Source organism: Corynebacterium sp. LK33 (assembly GCF_014334955.1).
Lineage (GTDB): Bacteria > Actinomycetota > Actinomycetes > Mycobacteriales > Mycobacteriaceae > Corynebacterium > Corynebacterium jeikeium_D.
The window spans coordinates 93,131-107,887 of sequence record NZ_PDGU01000025.1; the positions used below are offsets into that span (position 1 = coordinate 93,131).

General features: G+C 59.3%; 13 protein-coding genes. 10 read left to right on the plus strand and 3 right to left on the minus strand.

Annotated features, from left to right (window positions below):
- The first annotated feature begins 122 nt into the window (after positions 1 to 122).
- Entirely contained in the window at positions 123 to 1,466 is a 1,344-nt protein-coding gene (locus CRD20_RS08850) for a glycosyltransferase family 87 protein (RefSeq protein WP_255468803.1), read from the plus strand.
- Positions 1,467 to 1,468: 2 nt separating this feature from the next.
- Here the strand turns inward: CRD20_RS08850 and CRD20_RS08855 are convergent, their stop codons facing one another.
- On the minus strand, positions 1,469 to 1,666 hold the full coding sequence (locus CRD20_RS08855) for a hypothetical protein (protein ID WP_101738976.1): 198 nt from the start codon (positions 1,664 to 1,666) through the stop codon (positions 1,469 to 1,471).
- Positions 1,667 to 1,930: 264 nt separating this feature from the next.
- Here CRD20_RS08855 and CRD20_RS08860 point away from each other — a divergent pair, with 264 nt between their 5' ends.
- From CRD20_RS08860 to CRD20_RS08870, 3 genes are all read left to right on the plus strand, one after another.
- Positions 1,931 to 3,313 (plus strand): M18 family aminopeptidase, encoded by a 1,383-nt coding sequence (locus CRD20_RS08860; RefSeq protein ID WP_187405269.1) that lies wholly within the window; start codon positions 1,931 to 1,933, stop codon positions 3,311 to 3,313.
- A 135-nt stretch (positions 3,314 to 3,448) separates the two neighbouring features.
- Positions 3,449 to 4,861, plus strand: a complete 1,413-nt coding sequence (locus CRD20_RS08865) for a M20 family metallopeptidase (protein ID WP_048732929.1) — start codon at positions 3,449 to 3,451, stop codon at positions 4,859 to 4,861.
- Between the two features lie 4 nt (positions 4,862 to 4,865).
- The gene (locus tag CRD20_RS08870) at positions 4,866 to 6,206 is read left to right on the plus strand and encodes an alpha-amylase family protein (RefSeq protein ID WP_187405270.1); all 1,341 of its coding nucleotides are present in this window, start codon (positions 4,866 to 4,868) and stop codon (positions 6,204 to 6,206) included.
- Between the two features lie 156 nt (positions 6,207 to 6,362).
- On the opposite strand, the gene CRD20_RS08875 is transcribed toward CRD20_RS08870, so the two are convergent.
- Both CRD20_RS08875 and CRD20_RS08880 read right to left on the minus strand, forming a co-directional pair.
- Positions 6,363 to 6,560, minus strand: coding sequence for a hypothetical protein (locus CRD20_RS08875; RefSeq protein WP_049172707.1), 198 nt, complete (start codon positions 6,558 to 6,560; stop codon positions 6,363 to 6,365).
- Positions 6,561 to 6,649: 89 nt separating this feature from the next.
- Complete coding sequence (locus CRD20_RS08880; protein WP_187405271.1) at positions 6,650 to 8,701, minus strand: hypothetical protein; 2,052 nt, start codon at positions 8,699 to 8,701, stop codon at positions 6,650 to 6,652.
- Between the two features lie 157 nt (positions 8,702 to 8,858).
- Between CRD20_RS08880 and CRD20_RS08885 the strand changes: the two genes are divergently transcribed.
- The 6 genes from CRD20_RS08885 to CRD20_RS08910 all read left to right on the plus strand — a co-directional run bounded on the left by CRD20_RS08885 (position 8,859) and on the right by CRD20_RS08910 (position 14,579).
- Positions 8,859 to 9,467 carry an ECF transporter S component gene (locus tag CRD20_RS08885; protein WP_187405272.1) on the plus strand — a complete coding sequence of 203 codons (609 nt, stop codon included), beginning with the start codon at positions 8,859 to 8,861 and terminating at the stop codon, positions 9,465 to 9,467.
- Between the two features lie 8 nt (positions 9,468 to 9,475).
- Positions 9,476 to 11,092, plus strand: a complete 1,617-nt coding sequence (locus CRD20_RS08890) for an ABC transporter ATP-binding protein (RefSeq protein ID WP_187405273.1) — start codon at positions 9,476 to 9,478, stop codon at positions 11,090 to 11,092.
- Positions 11,093 to 11,136: 44 nt separating this feature from the next.
- Positions 11,137 to 11,907: an energy-coupling factor transporter transmembrane protein EcfT gene (locus tag CRD20_RS08895; RefSeq protein WP_187405278.1), complete on the plus strand. Its 771-nt coding sequence runs from the start codon at positions 11,137 to 11,139 to the stop codon at positions 11,905 to 11,907.
- Between the two features lie 19 nt (positions 11,908 to 11,926).
- Positions 11,927 to 12,442: a hypothetical protein gene (locus tag CRD20_RS08900; protein ID WP_101687664.1), complete on the plus strand. Its 516-nt coding sequence runs from the start codon at positions 11,927 to 11,929 to the stop codon at positions 12,440 to 12,442.
- Entirely contained in the window at positions 12,442 to 13,287 is an 846-nt protein-coding gene (locus CRD20_RS08905) for a YdcF family protein (RefSeq protein WP_101687663.1), read from the plus strand. Before CRD20_RS08900 ends, CRD20_RS08905 begins: the two co-directional genes overlap by 1 nt.
- Positions 13,288 to 13,394: 107 nt before the next feature.
- Positions 13,395 to 14,579 carry an acyl-CoA dehydrogenase family protein gene (locus CRD20_RS08910; RefSeq protein WP_016422383.1) on the plus strand — a complete coding sequence of 395 codons (1,185 nt, stop codon included), beginning with the start codon at positions 13,395 to 13,397 and terminating at the stop codon, positions 14,577 to 14,579.
- Positions 14,580 to 14,757 lie beyond the last annotated feature (178 nt).

The following is a 14,757-nucleotide window of genomic DNA, read 5'->3' on the forward strand; positions in this document are numbered from 1 at the left end:
ATGAGGCATCGTCACGGGCTGCGGAGTCGCAACGTGCTGTTGCGGAGTCTCCGTCGCGGGCCTCGCGAAAAATATGGGTTCGCAAACCCAGTCAGGCCCCTGCGCTGACGCAATCGCCTGTGATGAGCTGGCCTCTTATGCTGGTCTCGCTGCTCGGTGGTCTTGCCTCGCTGCTGGCCTGGAATGGCCGCACCCAGCCGGACGATTGGGCGTCGCTCTGGGTGGGCGGGCTACTGATGGACAGGGGACTTGAGTCCCATCTCTATGATGCCGATCCAATCGATTTCACCGCCATGAGCGGAGAGGTCTGGCCACGCCTGGCGCAGGAAGTGTCTGCGCCATTTACGCATCCCTTTGTGCAAAACCCTTTGTTTGCAAAGGCTCTGGGAGCGATATCCCACGTCATGAGCTTTGAAACCTCGGTTGCTTGGTTGCTGTTTCTTTCCGGAACGGCCATCGTGGTCCTGGTCGCAGCTTCCTACCACCTGTGGTTTCGGTCGACCATGCCCTGGGGTATCGCAGCGCTGGTTACCGCATGCGTATTCGCCCTGCCGACCACTCTTAATTCGTTCTGGATTGGTCAGACGACACCGCTGATTGTCGCGGGCGTCGCCTATGGGCTTGCCGCCTCGCGCACTCGTCCTTGGCTCGCGGGCATCGTCCTCGGCATCGTCGCATCCATTAAATTGACTCCGTATGCGCTCATCGCCGTGATGCTCTTTTTCGCTTATCGACGGCGCGCAGCCTTTTGGTCGCTGGCCACCACGGCGGTACTGGCGGTCTGGATGTTTATCCGCATTGACATACCGGTTATTTCGGACTGGATTGATCGAATCGACGACATTGGTGCGTCGGTCTTGGTCGGTGGTGCGAATCAGTCGTTGGCGTCGACTTTAGCCACAGACCTGGGCAATCCTGATTTATTAGTAACAGTGGTTCGTGATTATCCGAGTCACGTGAAAACGATTCCACTGTGTATTGCGCTTGGCGTGGTGTTGATGGTCACGGCAGTTGCGTGGTTGAACCCGGTCTACCGGTTTGAGTTTCTAATCACCGGCGCGTGGCTTATTGCAGCCACATTCTCATCGATTCTTTGGACCCACTACATGTTGATGCTGGTCACGCCTGTGTTCGGTTTGGCCGCCATGGCGCGGAACCGATTGACCAGACAGTGGCCGTATATCGGTATTGCGTTGCTAGTGGTCCTGCTGACGTTCCCTGTGACAAACCCGATTGCTGCTACGCCGTATACCGGCGGATTTGTGTACTCGGGGATTACTGCGATGCTCTTGACGCTGGCATTGATGCTCATTATTGGTGGCTGCCACGCGTTTGCGGTACATCGGTACGGCGATGGTGATGCAGGCGAGGTTGGAGCTGGATTGGGCAGTGAATTAGCTGCCGCGGAGACATTGAAATTTCCTCAGCCAGAGCCAATGGTCTTATTCGACTTGAGGAAGCGCTAGATTTAGCGGCTCAGCATAGAGACGATGTCACGGGCAGACATGTCGCTGTAAATCTCGTTCCGGGCGTTCTTAACCTGGTGGCCGAAGTGGACTGCGTTAGCGTCACTGCTGGTGTCGCGGGTAAGAGCCTCGCGCAGCGGCTGAGAGAAAAAGGCGCGCTTGGTAGTGAAAGAGCGGGGGAACAGGTTTTCAAGGCTCACGGTATAAACCCTTTCTGTGGTCGGAATCCGGTCGGGACTCCGGTTTGAGAGGTTCTGTATTCAAATGGTTTTCTTTGATGCGGTTGCCACTATATGTCTGAATATGCCCGATATCGAGTTAAAACGGGCAAAAGTGACTAAGTGGATACCGTTCCCAACATGAAAGCTGCATCACACTGTGGACCGGCTCAATGCTCGGTCACGGTCAGTTGTGGGCTCCAATACAATGAAATCCGGAATCAAATGTGAAGTAGGAGTTTGGTTATGGCTATTTCTTCGGCACCCACCCCTGAGTCCCCGGATTCGGCGGATACCTCGGAAGCGGCATCGCGCAGAGTTCCGGCGGCAGCGCTCAGTCACGTTGAGGATTTAATTGATTTTGTGGCTGCGTCGCCAAGCTCATTTCATGCGGCACAACAGGTCGTTGACCGTCTGAGTGCAGCCGGTGCCACGGTCATCGATGAGCACGAACAGTGGCCAAGTAAACCCGGTGCCTACGTCCTGCGTCGCGATGGCGCTGCCGTTGCTTGGATCGTCCCGGAGACGCCGGCTGCCGATTTCACCGGTTTCCGTATTGTGGGTTCCCACACGGATTCGCCCGGTTTTCGTGTGAAGCCCAACGCGCGCACCTCCGCCGCAGGCTATGCGCAGGTCGCCGTTGAAGTCTACGGCGGCGCGTTGTTGGGAAGCTGGACCGACCGCGAAATTGAGTTCGCCGGTCGGGTAATTGATAAAAGCGGCAATGAGCACCTTGCTCGCACTGGCCCGGTTGCGCGCATCCCGCAGTTGGCTATCCACCTCAATCGTGCGGTTAACGAAGAGGGGTTGAAGCTCCACAAGCAGAATCACACTGCACCAATCATCGGACTGGATACTTTCGGCACCGATGTGTACCAGGTCATCGCCAATGCTGCGGGCCTGTCTATCGACGACATCGTCGCCTGGGACCTCATTTCCTTCGACACTCAGCAGCCGCGCACCTTCGGTGCTCACGATGAGTTCCTGGCTTCGGGCCGACTCGACAACCTGCTCAGCGTCCACTCCTCCCTGGTCGCCTTCGAGACCTTGCTCCGCCAAAACTGGAGCACGTCAACCACCATCCCCGTCATGGTCGCTTTCGACCACGAGGAAGTCGGGTCCGCCTCCACCACGGGCGCTGCAGGGCCACTGCTTGCCGACGTTCTGTCCCGCATCGCAGCGGCCACAGGCGCTGACCTGGAACGCACCCAGCAGCTCTACCGCGGTTCCATCTGTCTCTCGGCCGACGGCGCACACGGTGTGCACCCGAACTATGCAGGCGAACACGAGCCGGGGCACCAGCCGGAACTCAATGCTGGCCCAGTGGTAAAGATCAATGCCAACCAGCGCTACGCCACCACGGCGGTTGGTCAGGCCGAGGTTGTCCGAATCGCAGCGGAAACCTCCAAGCGCATTGGCCAGGAAGTGCCGGTGCAGTATTTTGTCTCTGCGAACCACAAGCCATGTGGCTCCACTATCGGCCCGATCACTGCAACGCGACTGGGTATCGACACCATTGATATCGGAGCTGCGATGGTTTCCATGCACTCGGCACGTGAGATGTGCGGCACGATTGATCCATGGTGGTTGGCCGAACTCACCGTGGATTTCTGGGGTGCCGGAAACTAGCAGCTCGCGTGCAGCGCTTAAGTCACCTCTAGCAGGGGAGATGTCGGGGCGCTGTGGCCGTCGTGAAGCGAAAGTGGGTGAGGGAATTTCCGTAGCTGCTCGTCGTGGAGCCTATTTTCTGTCATGCTATGAACCATGACTGATGCTAACGACACCCTGCCGTCGCACCGCCTTGAAGTACCTATCGAAGAGGCGGTGGCATGGCGTCGCCAACTGCACCAGAATCCGGAGCTGAGCTTCCGGGAGTACAGGACCTCGGACATGATTGAGGATCTGCTCAATCAATGGGACATCCCGACGTACCGGTTAACCCCGACGTCCGTAATTGGCGTCATCGAGGGAACAGCGGGCGACCCCAGCACTGGCCGTGTGATTGGCTACCGCGCGGATATTGACGCGCTGCCGATTCAGGAGGAAACGGGACTGCCGTACGCCTCGCGCACGCCAGGTGTGATGCACGCCTGTGGCCATGATGTGCACACGGCGATGCTGCTGGGCACGGCGAAGGTACTCTCTGGAATGCGCGATCAGCTGCACGGCAAGGTGCTGTGCATCTTCCAGCATGCCGAAGAAATGCTGCCAGGCGGTGCTCGTGAGCTGGTCGACAAGGGTGCCGCCGATGACTTGGATGAGGTCTATGCCTTCCACGTCGCGCCGCATCCGGTAGGGCATGTCGGAATTTGCGCTGGGCGAGTGACAACCATGTCGGGCATCGTCTCAATCGCGATTCGTGGCCGTGGCGGTCACTCCTCGAACCCACAGCTGTCGATTGACCCGGTGCTCATCGCCAGTGAGGTGACTCTCATGCTGAACACGATTGTCTCCCGCGATGTGGATCCGAAGCACATGAATATCGTCAACGTCGGCTCACTGCATTCAGGTGAGGCCGGCAACGTGATTCCGGATACGGCCAACCTGGAAGTGTCCATCCGCTCGGTGGATGAGGCCGACTGGGAGATTGTCTGCCAGCGTATCGAGGCCGTCGTCAACGGCGTCTGCCAAGCTCACGGCGCACAGGCGACTTTTGACTGGCAGATTCCGTACCCGATGGTGGTCAACGCCGATATTGCAGTCAATCGTGCCTGGCATGCGGCGACGAAGGCGGTTGGCAACTCCAAGGTGTTCGCTGCCGATCCGTGGGCTCCTTCGGATGACTTCTCGTATTTTTCCCGTGAAGCGCCGGGCTGTTACATGTTCCTCGGCACCGGTGGCCCGGAAGCGGGTAATCCCTTCTTTCTCCACAATTCCAAGTTTAAAATTGTGGAGAGAGCCATGGTCAATGGCATGCGCACGGAAATCCAAATCGCGCTCGACGCACTGAACCCGTCGAAGAATCATCCGCCGGAGCGCCCTGCCACATCTCCGACCATGCCCGCAGCAGGTTCCGTGCCTCCACGGCCGCGGAAGGCAGGCCTTGGCACGCCGCAGTCGCATGCGGGCCAGGCGCGGGCGTCGTCAAGCGAATCGGCGGGGGAGACCTCACCGAGTCCTGAGGCGGCGGCATCAGATAATTCCAATCAGCCTCAGGCACCTAGAGAGGATGCATAGGACAATGTCCACGACCCCCAACGCCCCTGATAAGACGCTCGCTGCCGCACCTGAGTGGTCGAAGTGGGCGATTGGATGGCACGTCTATCCACTGGGGTTTGTGGGAGCGCCCATCCGTGAGAAGGATCGAGGCGCCGCGCCGGTCAATCGAATTCGCAAACTGATTGACTGGCTTCCGTACGTCCAGGAGCTCGGGCTCAACGTCCTGCAGCTGGCTCCAGTATTCGAGTCGACTAGCCACGGCTACGATACCGAGGACTACTACCGCATTGACTCGCGCCTGGGGACCGAAGAGGATATGAAGGCTGTCATCGAAGCTGCCCATGAGCGCGGCATCAAAGTGCTTTTCGACGGCGTCTTCAACCACATCGGGTCAGAGGCGCCCGCGCTGAAGACCGCGAAGGAAAACCCTGACTCTGAAGAAGCGCAGCTCTTTGCGTTTACGCACTCAGATGGCGACATGACCGCGCCGGTGTTTGAGGGCCATGAGAGTTTGGTCGAATTCGATCACACCAGTGACGCGACTGTTGATTTTGTCGTCAACGTGATGAATTACTGGCTGGCGCGGGGGATTGACGGCTGGCGACTGGATGCGGCCTACGCAGTGGACCCACAGTTTTGGCACAAGGTTTTGCCTCGAGTGCGCGCTGAGCACCCGCACGCCTTTATCTACGGCGAGGTCATCCACGGTGACTATGCGGAGATTGTGTCGGTGTCCGGCATGGACTCGGTGACGGAATACGAGCTGTGGAAAGCGACCTGGTCTGCGCTGAAGGAGGAAAACTTCTTCGAGTTGGACTGGACTCTGAAGCGCCATAACACCTTCGCGGAGTCTTTTGTGCCGGTGACGTTTGTGGGAAACCACGATGTTTCACGCATTGCGACGCAGGTAGGGGCCGACAAGGCCGTGCTGGCGGCGACGGTGCTGTTTACCGTGGCCGGTGTGCCGCTGGTCTACTACGGCGACGAACAGGGCTACACCGGTCTCAAAGAGGAACGCATCGGCGGTGACGACCAGATTCGTCCAGTGTTCCCGGATAGTCCGGAGGAACTCTCTGCGCTTGGTGAGGACCTCTACCGCGCTTACCAGCAGCTCGTTGCGGTGCGACGCCGGTTCCCATGGTTGCACTCCGCTCGCGTGGAGACTGATGAATTGCGCAATGGTTTTCTTCGCTACCGCGTGACCGCAACCGACGCGGCGCTCGTGGACGATGCTGCCGAGGCCTTGGGCGAGACTGGAGCTTCCGGCGAGATGCCCTCGCTCGTTGTCGAGCTGAACCTGGAAAACGGCGCAACCAGCGCCGTGATCCGTGATGGTGACCACGTGGAATTTGAGTTTTCCTAGGCTCTCTTGGCGGCTCTAGGCTGCCCTCGGAGAACCAAAACCGCCCGGACACAATGTCCAGGCGGTAATTCTTTCGTGCCCCATCGATGAGTGGGCACAAGGGGTAGTGACTGCGTTTATGTTTGCTGGCTACCCCTGTTTTCGCAGATGCAGTGATTACATCTCTGCGGTCTCAGCAGGGGTCATCTCGTCGGAGGATGCCGGAGTGGTGGCCTTCTGCTCGAAGGTCTCCGACGGGTTGGCCTGGTCGCCGACCTTCACGTCCGAGTCAACCTGATTCGGGGGAGAGCAAGCGACCAGGGCTGCTGCGGCAATGGCGGATGCGGCGATAGCGCCGGCGATGCGGTTACGCATGGATGTGGCTCCTCTGTCGGAAAAACAATAGCTACAAGGGGCTAATAAACTTTTCTCACATTATCTTAAAGCAATATCTTAGAGGATTCTTAACGGCTTGCGGGAACCAAGGGGCCAATCGCCCCCGCGCCGATGCATAGGGTTGCCCCCGGAGTCGCCTTTTCCACATCGACATGGAGAGTATTTCCGCCACCGTTGAGGTACACATAGCGCGGTCGCAGATCGTTGTTCATCTTCACGACTGTGGAACCACCGCGGGTTTGCTCTTCAGTCTCGAAAGGATTGGGGAGCGACAGGCGCACATCCATGTCCTCGGAGGCGGTGGCCGGGAACTCAAGCACCCAGTCACCGAGCTTGATGATGTTCTCCAACTTGATGTCCTCCGACGCGGTGCCGTCCTCGCCAACTGTGATGCGATGGCCACACTGCTCGACAGGGCCGTCGGTGACACGGGTGACCTCGGAGACCTTGGCGTCGATAAGCGAACCGTCTGTATTGAACATGCGCGGGTGACCGGTGACGCGCTCAAACGGCGGGCGATCGGAGACCGCATCAAACACCCGCGAGTACATGTTCATCGGAGCGGCGACGGGCACGAGAACTTCGAAGGGGACGGGCTGGTCGATGAGATTGTAGTCGATCGCCTTGTCGGGGCCAGCGGCATCGGCTTCCTCGCGCAGCGCGGACAGCGACGCCTTGGTGTTGCCGATCCACTCCATTGCGATGTCATCAGACCAGGCATTGCGGTAAGTGACCACGGAAATCGTGGAGGTGACAGCCAGCGCGATGCCCAGCGACCAAATCAGAATGTGCGTACGAGCCGGTAGCAGCGCTGGCGCCTCGTCCTTCGGTGGGAGTCCAGCCAGGGAGATCGCGACGCAGATTACGATCACGAGCGCGACATCAGAGTAGTAGTGCAAAGTGTGCGCCAGCACGCCAGAGGTGTTCTCTCCCGAGCGGAACAGGGTGATGGCGAACAAGGTGGTGAACATGTACGCCACCGATAGCGTCCACGGAGCCCAGCCACGGTAATCGCGGCCGATGAGGGTGGCGGACAGAATCAACAGGATAATGCCGCCGAGAGTAATCAGCTGAGACGAAGCGGAGGCAAACGGCTGTCCCGGAGCCCAGCGTTCCCAGCTTGTTGGTCCGCCGATGATGCCGGCAAAAATCTGGCCGAGGCCGTTGAAGAACAGTTCGGGCTGTAGCTTGTCGGAAATGAAGCCAGTGGTTTCGGCGGGGCCGAAGTAGTACCACAGTGCCCAGGTGCCGGTCAGCAGCATCGATGGGATCCAGATGACGAGGCCACGGCGGAGAACCTGCAGGATATTTCTGCGTTCCATGTAAGCCAACGTGACGACAACCAGCATGGAAATCGGCGCGATAGCCAGGGACTTCTCAAAGAACCCGAGCGCCACGGCCAGCAGCACGAACAGGCCTACGGCCTCCCACGGGCGAGGGCCGAAGGAACGACGCATAGTCGTGCGAATAGCGACAATCATGAAAACCACGAATGCTAGGTGGAACGGCTGGGAATTGGCCGCGGCCGACCACCAGGTGTCGCCCGGAAGCATCAGCGGTGTCCAGGCGACGACCGTGATGAGGAAGAGAGACACCAGCGTGCGGCCGGTGAGAAGCTCAAAGAGTTTAGCTGTGGCGTATGTCAGCACTACCGACATCACGGCCATGGTGATAGCCGGTAGCCACCAGTTCCACGGCGCGATGAGGTGATAGAGGCCTTGCACCAAGAAGGCCAGTGGTGCAAGGTGCCCGTCGTGATCCTGAAGCAGGTAGTCCTTGCTCAGCAGTGGGGTGTCGTAAAGATGGCCAACAATGATGAAGTCATCCCAGTAAAAACCATGGCTAGTCAGCACCAGAATGCGAGCGACAAGCTGTATCGCAATAACAACTCCGATGAGTGGCCACCATTGCTTCGCAGACAGGTCAAGTCTCTCGCCCCACGTCAATGTGGGCATGTAGTATGGGCGAGAACTTTCCTGCTCAGCGGTGTTGTCAGCACCAGGGGCCTCGGCAGTTTTCACTGCGGAATCCGCGACTGTCCCCTCATCGCCCACTGTCGGCGTATGAGGGGTTTGGGCAGTTGGGGTATCTCCTGTAGATGACCGCTCGGCTTTAGTCATGGTTCCTTATGTTATCTAGGCCATCTGCTGGGCGCGGTAGGGTAGGCAAAAGTTAGTGCTTAGGGCGTGTCGACACAGGCTTCATACGCCGCTAATGAATACATCAATAATGTTTGAGCAATACCGCTCGAGTTAAAGAAAAATAGGAGCAAGTGGGATGACGCAATCGGCGAGTGCAGCGCGCGCTAACTTCTCGTGGCGCAATATTGACATCATCATTGCAGCTGTTATCGGCGTGGCCGTCGGCCTGATTTTTGTTATCTGGAACATCATCGGCGGTGCGGGCTATGAAGCAGTCAACGCGCTTACTCCTGGTCTTGGCGGTTTGGTCGCTGGTATGTGGTTCCTCGGTGGTCCGCTCGGCGCGTACATCATTCGCAAGCCGGGTGCAGCTATCTTCGTCGAGGTAATCGCGGCGACGGTTTCAGCACTGATCGGTAACCAGTGGGGTATCCCCACCCTGTACTCAGGTTTGGCGCAGGGGCTCGGCGCGGAGCTGGTGTTCCTCATTCTGGCGTATAAGAGCTACAACCTGGCCACCGTGGTTATCTCCGGTCTCATGGCAGGTGTCGGCGCATGGACTTTCGAGCTTTTCACTGGAAACCTGGCCAAGACTTTCGAATTCAACGTCATCTATCTGATCTCCACGGCGCTGTCGGGTGCCGTCCTCGCCGGTCTGCTGGCTTACTTCCTGGCTAAGGCACTGGCGGCAACTGGAGCGCTGGATCGTTTTGCCATCGGGCGAGAGCGGCACGACGACGTCTAGGAAAATCGATGACAGATGAGGCGTTGACGCGGGGGCCGTCGTCAAGCGGAAATGTCCCTGCGGTGAGCGCGCGGGGGTTCGGATATCGGCACGCGGGGCGCAAAGCTGCGGTACTGAACGACATCACGCTGGACATCGAGCGCGGTGAAAAGGTGCTGTTGCTCGGCGCGTCGGGGATGGGGAAGTCGACGCTGCTCGCCGCTATTGCTGGTGTGCTTGGCGACGACGCCGATGGCGAAGCCACCGGAAAGCTCCTGATTGAAGGTCGTACTCCTGCTTCCGCACGGGGTTCGGTGGGCTTGGTGCTGCAAGACCCTGACTCGCAGACGATTAGTGCTCGCGTTGGCGACGATGTTGCTTTTGGTGCGGAAAACCTGGGCGTTGCCCCAGCTGAGATTGGCAACCGAGTGCGCGCCAGCCTGGATTTGGTGGGGCTGGATTTGCCGCTGGATCATCCCACGCACAGACTTTCGGGTGGGCAGAAGCAGCGCCTCGCATTGGCAGGTGTGCTGGCAATGGGCGCACGGGTCATTTGTTTGGACGAGCCGACGGCCAACATCGACCCGGCCGGTGTGCCGGTACTACGCGATGCTGCGATTACCGCGGCGGAGAGGACCGGTGCGGCACTGATTGTGGTCGAGCATCGAGTGGATGCGTGGGTCGATGTGGTCGACCGCATCATCGTGCTGGGCCGCGGAGGTGTGATTGCCGATGGTGCACCGCATCGGGTCTTGGAAGACTACGGGCAGGCTCTGACGGATGCTGGGGTGTGGATTCCGGGTGCTCCGCCCGCGCTGCCGGACGCGCGTTCAGTTGCCTGCGACCAGGACGGGCACCCTAGCGGTGACATCGCAATCGAAACCCGTGGGCTGGACATCGGCTATGGCGCGAAGAAGTCGTGGTTCAGGGGTAGCGAAACTGTTGAGCCTATTGCTCGCGATGTATCAGTTTCTATTCCATCTGAAGCTTCCACCTGCATCGTTGGTCACAACGGCAGCGGGAAGTCCACGTTAGCGCTGACGCTCGGCGGCCTGCTTGAGCCGATGGCGGGCACGGTCCAAGTGGCCGGCAGCGGTAGTGCGCCGTGGAAATGGCCGTCGAAGAAGTTGGCTACTCGGATTGGCACGGTCTTCCAAGACCCCGAGCACCAATTCGTCACCGGCACAGTGCTGGAAGAGTTGCAGCTTGGCCCGAAGCTTGTCGGTGTCAACGCTGATAAGCGCATCGAGGAATTACTTGAGCGGCTGCGGCTAACGGCCCTGACCAAGGCGAATCCGTTCTCACTCTCGGGCGGTGAGAAGCGACGTCTGTCGGTGGCGACCATGCTGGCGACAGCGCCGGATATTGTGCTTCTCGACGAACCGACGTTCGGCCAAGACCGCCGGACATTCACCGAGCTGCTCACTTTGCTTCGCCAGCTTGCTGACGACGGCCGAACTGTTATTTCGATTACCCACGATCCGTTGGTGGTCCAAGCGATGGGGGACTACGTCGTTGACATGGATATGTTTCATCCGGAGTGGCCAGGCCCTGCGGCGCCGGGACAGCGTGGTTCAGGGGAGCAGGCCGGTCCGAGCAGCAATAGCGGTTCGCGCGGCCAGGGCGAAGCAGGAGGGAAATCGTGACTGAAGTCGGTTCCGCCGGTACGGCTGAAGGTACGCAGAGCGCCATTTCGAGTAAGCAGCCTTTCCTCGCGACGGTCAACCCGGTGGCGAGAGTACTGGGCCTATTCTTGCTCACCACACCACTGCTGATTTCCATCGACTGGGTCTCCGCAGTGGTTGCGCTTGTCTGCACGCTTTTCTTGGTGCCGCTGTCGGGTTTGGGTTTTCGTCGTTTTCTAGGACGCAGCCTGCCACTTCTTATTGCCGCGCCCATCTCAGGAATCTCGATGGCGCTCTACGGCAACCCGGAGGGCAAAGAGTATTTCTCCTTTCTGCTTGCGCATGTGACGGATAATTCCATTTCCCTGGCCATCGCGATTATGTTGCGTGTGCTGGCTATCGGTACTCCAGTTATCGTGCTGACAGCCAATATCGACCCCACCGATTTGGGCAATGGGCTGGCGCAGATTCTCAAGCTGCCCAGCCGGTTTGTGCTGGCAACGGTGGCGAGTCTTCGACTCGTCGGCCTGTTCATCAGCGATTGGCAGGCGCTGACCCGAGCCCGTCGCGCACGCGGTTTGGGTGACCACGGCGCAATCCGCCGCATTATTTCCCAGGTGTTCGCTCTGCTGGTGTTCGCGCTGCGCCGCGGCACCAAACTGGCTACAGCCATGGAAGCCCGCGGCTTTGGCGCACCGATTAAGCGTACGTGGTGGCACACCTCGACATTGGCCGCGCGTGACTATGTCACCATGGCCGCCTGCCTTGCCATTGCCGTCGCAGCAATCGGTATTTCCGTGTGGGCCGGGGAGTTCCGCTTCCTGGGCGTGGCGTAGCAAAGGCGTTTCAATCACGATGATTCTGCTTATCGACGGCCGTTCCGGCAGTGGCAAAACCACCTTTTCGGCAAAGTTGCACAGTATCCTCGGTTGGCCAGTTATCCACTTGGAGGATGTCTATCCGGGCTGGTACGGCCTGCAGAAAGCATCGGCCGAAGTCGCGGAGACCATTTTGAACCCCGCTCTACCGGCCGACAAGCGCGGGTATCGCCGTTGGGACTGGTACGCCAGTGAATTCGCCGAGTGGGTCCCCACGCCACCGGACTCCTCGCTCATCGTTGAAGGCTGTGGCGCTGTCACTGAAGCTAACCTTGCCGCTGCCCGCGCCATCGGCGACGGCAACGCCTGGGGAGTCTGGGTAGAGCTGGACACGCAGACTCGATTTGCCCGCGCCATGGCTCGCGACGACCACTTCGAGGAACACTGGGACATGTGGGCCGAGCAGGAATCCCAGCATATGGCGAAGCACAATCCGCAACAGCTCGTCGACTGGACCATCAACGTCCCAGAACAGTTAACGTGGAAGCTCTGATGAGAAAAACACTCGCGTGCCTCGGTGCAGGCTTCGGTTCCATGCTCCTCGTCGGCGGACTACGCGTCGCCGCTAATTCGGAGCTACGCCCACCACGCCTGCCCAATCGCAGACCTCCGCGGTGGGTTCTTCCCACAGTAGGTGCCGCGTGGACACTGGCCAGCTGCCGCGCCTACTACGCTCGCGCATCGCATCGCTTGACGACGCCCCTGCTCGCCGGCCTCGCAGTACCAGGAGCCGCAGCGATCGTTTTCGAGGCCGTTCGTCTTCGATGTGCAGCCAAAAAACCAACTCTGCCGCCACACACCGTGGTTGTACTGGGATGCGGATTGAAGAACAATCGGCCCTCGGCCCTGCTGGCCAGAAGATTACAGCGAGCAGTCTCAGCGTGTGATGAGCGTACCGAGCGAATCATCTGCTCCGGTGGGGTCGGCAGTGAAGCGGTGACAGATGCCACCTGCTCCGAAGCGGACGCCATGGTGGAGTGGTTGGAGGCGAACGCCGGGGACGTCGTAAAGCGTGGCGACATCGAGTTGATCCCCGAGGACCAATCGACGAATACGTCGGAAAACATTGACTATGCGTGCGAGTTGATGCGCGGCATGGACGGTGCGTTGAGCGCTGGAACGGTAGTTGTGACCAGTGATTTTCATGCGCCACGGGTAGCGAAGCTCATGCGCGAACGGGGGCTGGAACCCTGGTGTGTCGTCGGCGCCTATACGCCGTTGAGGTACTGGGCGACATCGCTGCTGCGGGAATTCCTCGCGCAGTTTATTCTGTGGGCGCCGAGCGGCAACGCGAGAATTTTACGAATTTCGCGGGTGCAACAAAGTGTTAGCCATTAGTATTAAACGAAGATAATTACGTCGTGCGGTGATAGTGCTGCGTAGAAATGCGTAGAGCGCGATATCGAACACGACATCGGAATCATTAAATCGGGAGGAACACCCACATGGCTTTGACCCCAGGATTCGACCTGTTCCAGCTGCCAGAGGAGCACCAGGAGCTCCGCGCCGTTATCCGTGATCTGGCGGAGAAGCAGATTGCTCCGTACGCAGCGGACGTCGATGAGAACGAGCGTTTCCCGGAGGAGGCCCTGAAGGCTCTCAACGAGGCTGGCTTCAACGCCGTCCACGTGCCGGAGCAGTTCGGTGGTCAGGGTGCGGACTCGGTTGCGGCCTGCATCGTCATTGAGGAAGTTGCTCGTGTCTGTGGCTCGGCTTCTCTTATCCCGGCTGTGAACAAGCTCGGCACTATGGGCTTGATCCTCAAGGGCTCCGACGAGCTGAAGAGCAAGGTCCTGCCGGACATCGCCAACGGTGAAATGGCTTCCTACGCACTGACTGAGCGTGAGGCCGGTTCGGATGCCGGTTCCATGAAGACCCGCGCGGTCCGTGAGGGCGATGAGTGGGTCCTCAACGGCTCCAAGTGCTTCATCACTAACGGTGGCCGCTCCACCTGGTACACCGTCATGGCTGTCACCGACCCGGAGAAGGGTGCCAACGGCATCTCTGCATTCATGGTCCACAAGGACGACGAGGGTTTCCGCGTCGGTGGCCTGGAGCACAAGCTGGGTATCAAGGGTTCCCCGACCGCGGAGCTGTACTTCGAAAACTGCCGCATCCCGGCTGACCGCATCATCGGCGAAGAGGGCACCGGTTTCAAGACTGCCCTGGAGACCCTGGACCACACTCGCCCGACTATTGGTGCACAGGCACTGGGCATCGCGCAGGGTGCTTACGACTACGCTGTTGGTTACGTGCAGGAGCGCCAGCAGTTCGGCAAGCCGATTGCTGCTTTCCAGAACACCCAGTTCATGCTGGCTGACATGCGTATGAAGATCGACGCTGCTCGTCTCATGGTCTACACCGCAGCCGCTAACGCTGAGCGCGGCACTGCTGAGGGCGGCGCTCGCCTGGGTCTGATGGCCGCAAACGCCAAGACCTTCGCCTCTGACGTTGCTATGCAGGTCACCACTGATGCCGTGCAGCTGCTCGGCGGTTACGGCTTCACCCGTGACTTCCCGGTTGAACGCATGATGCGTGACGCCAAGATCACCCAGATCTACGAGGGCACTAACCAGATTTGCCGCATGGTCGCAGGTCGCCAGATTCTCGCAGACGCACAGAAGCGCTAATCACCAGCGCAAACGCTAAGCCCTCGCTACCAAGGCGAGGGCTTTTTCATGCTGCCACATCACTCAGGATTTGTCGCTTAACCCCAATGCGCGCTAGTGACTGCGTTTATGGTCGGCGGCGGTGGGGCGATGCGAGTTACTGACTGCGTTTATGACAAAAATGGCCCGAAAAACGGCT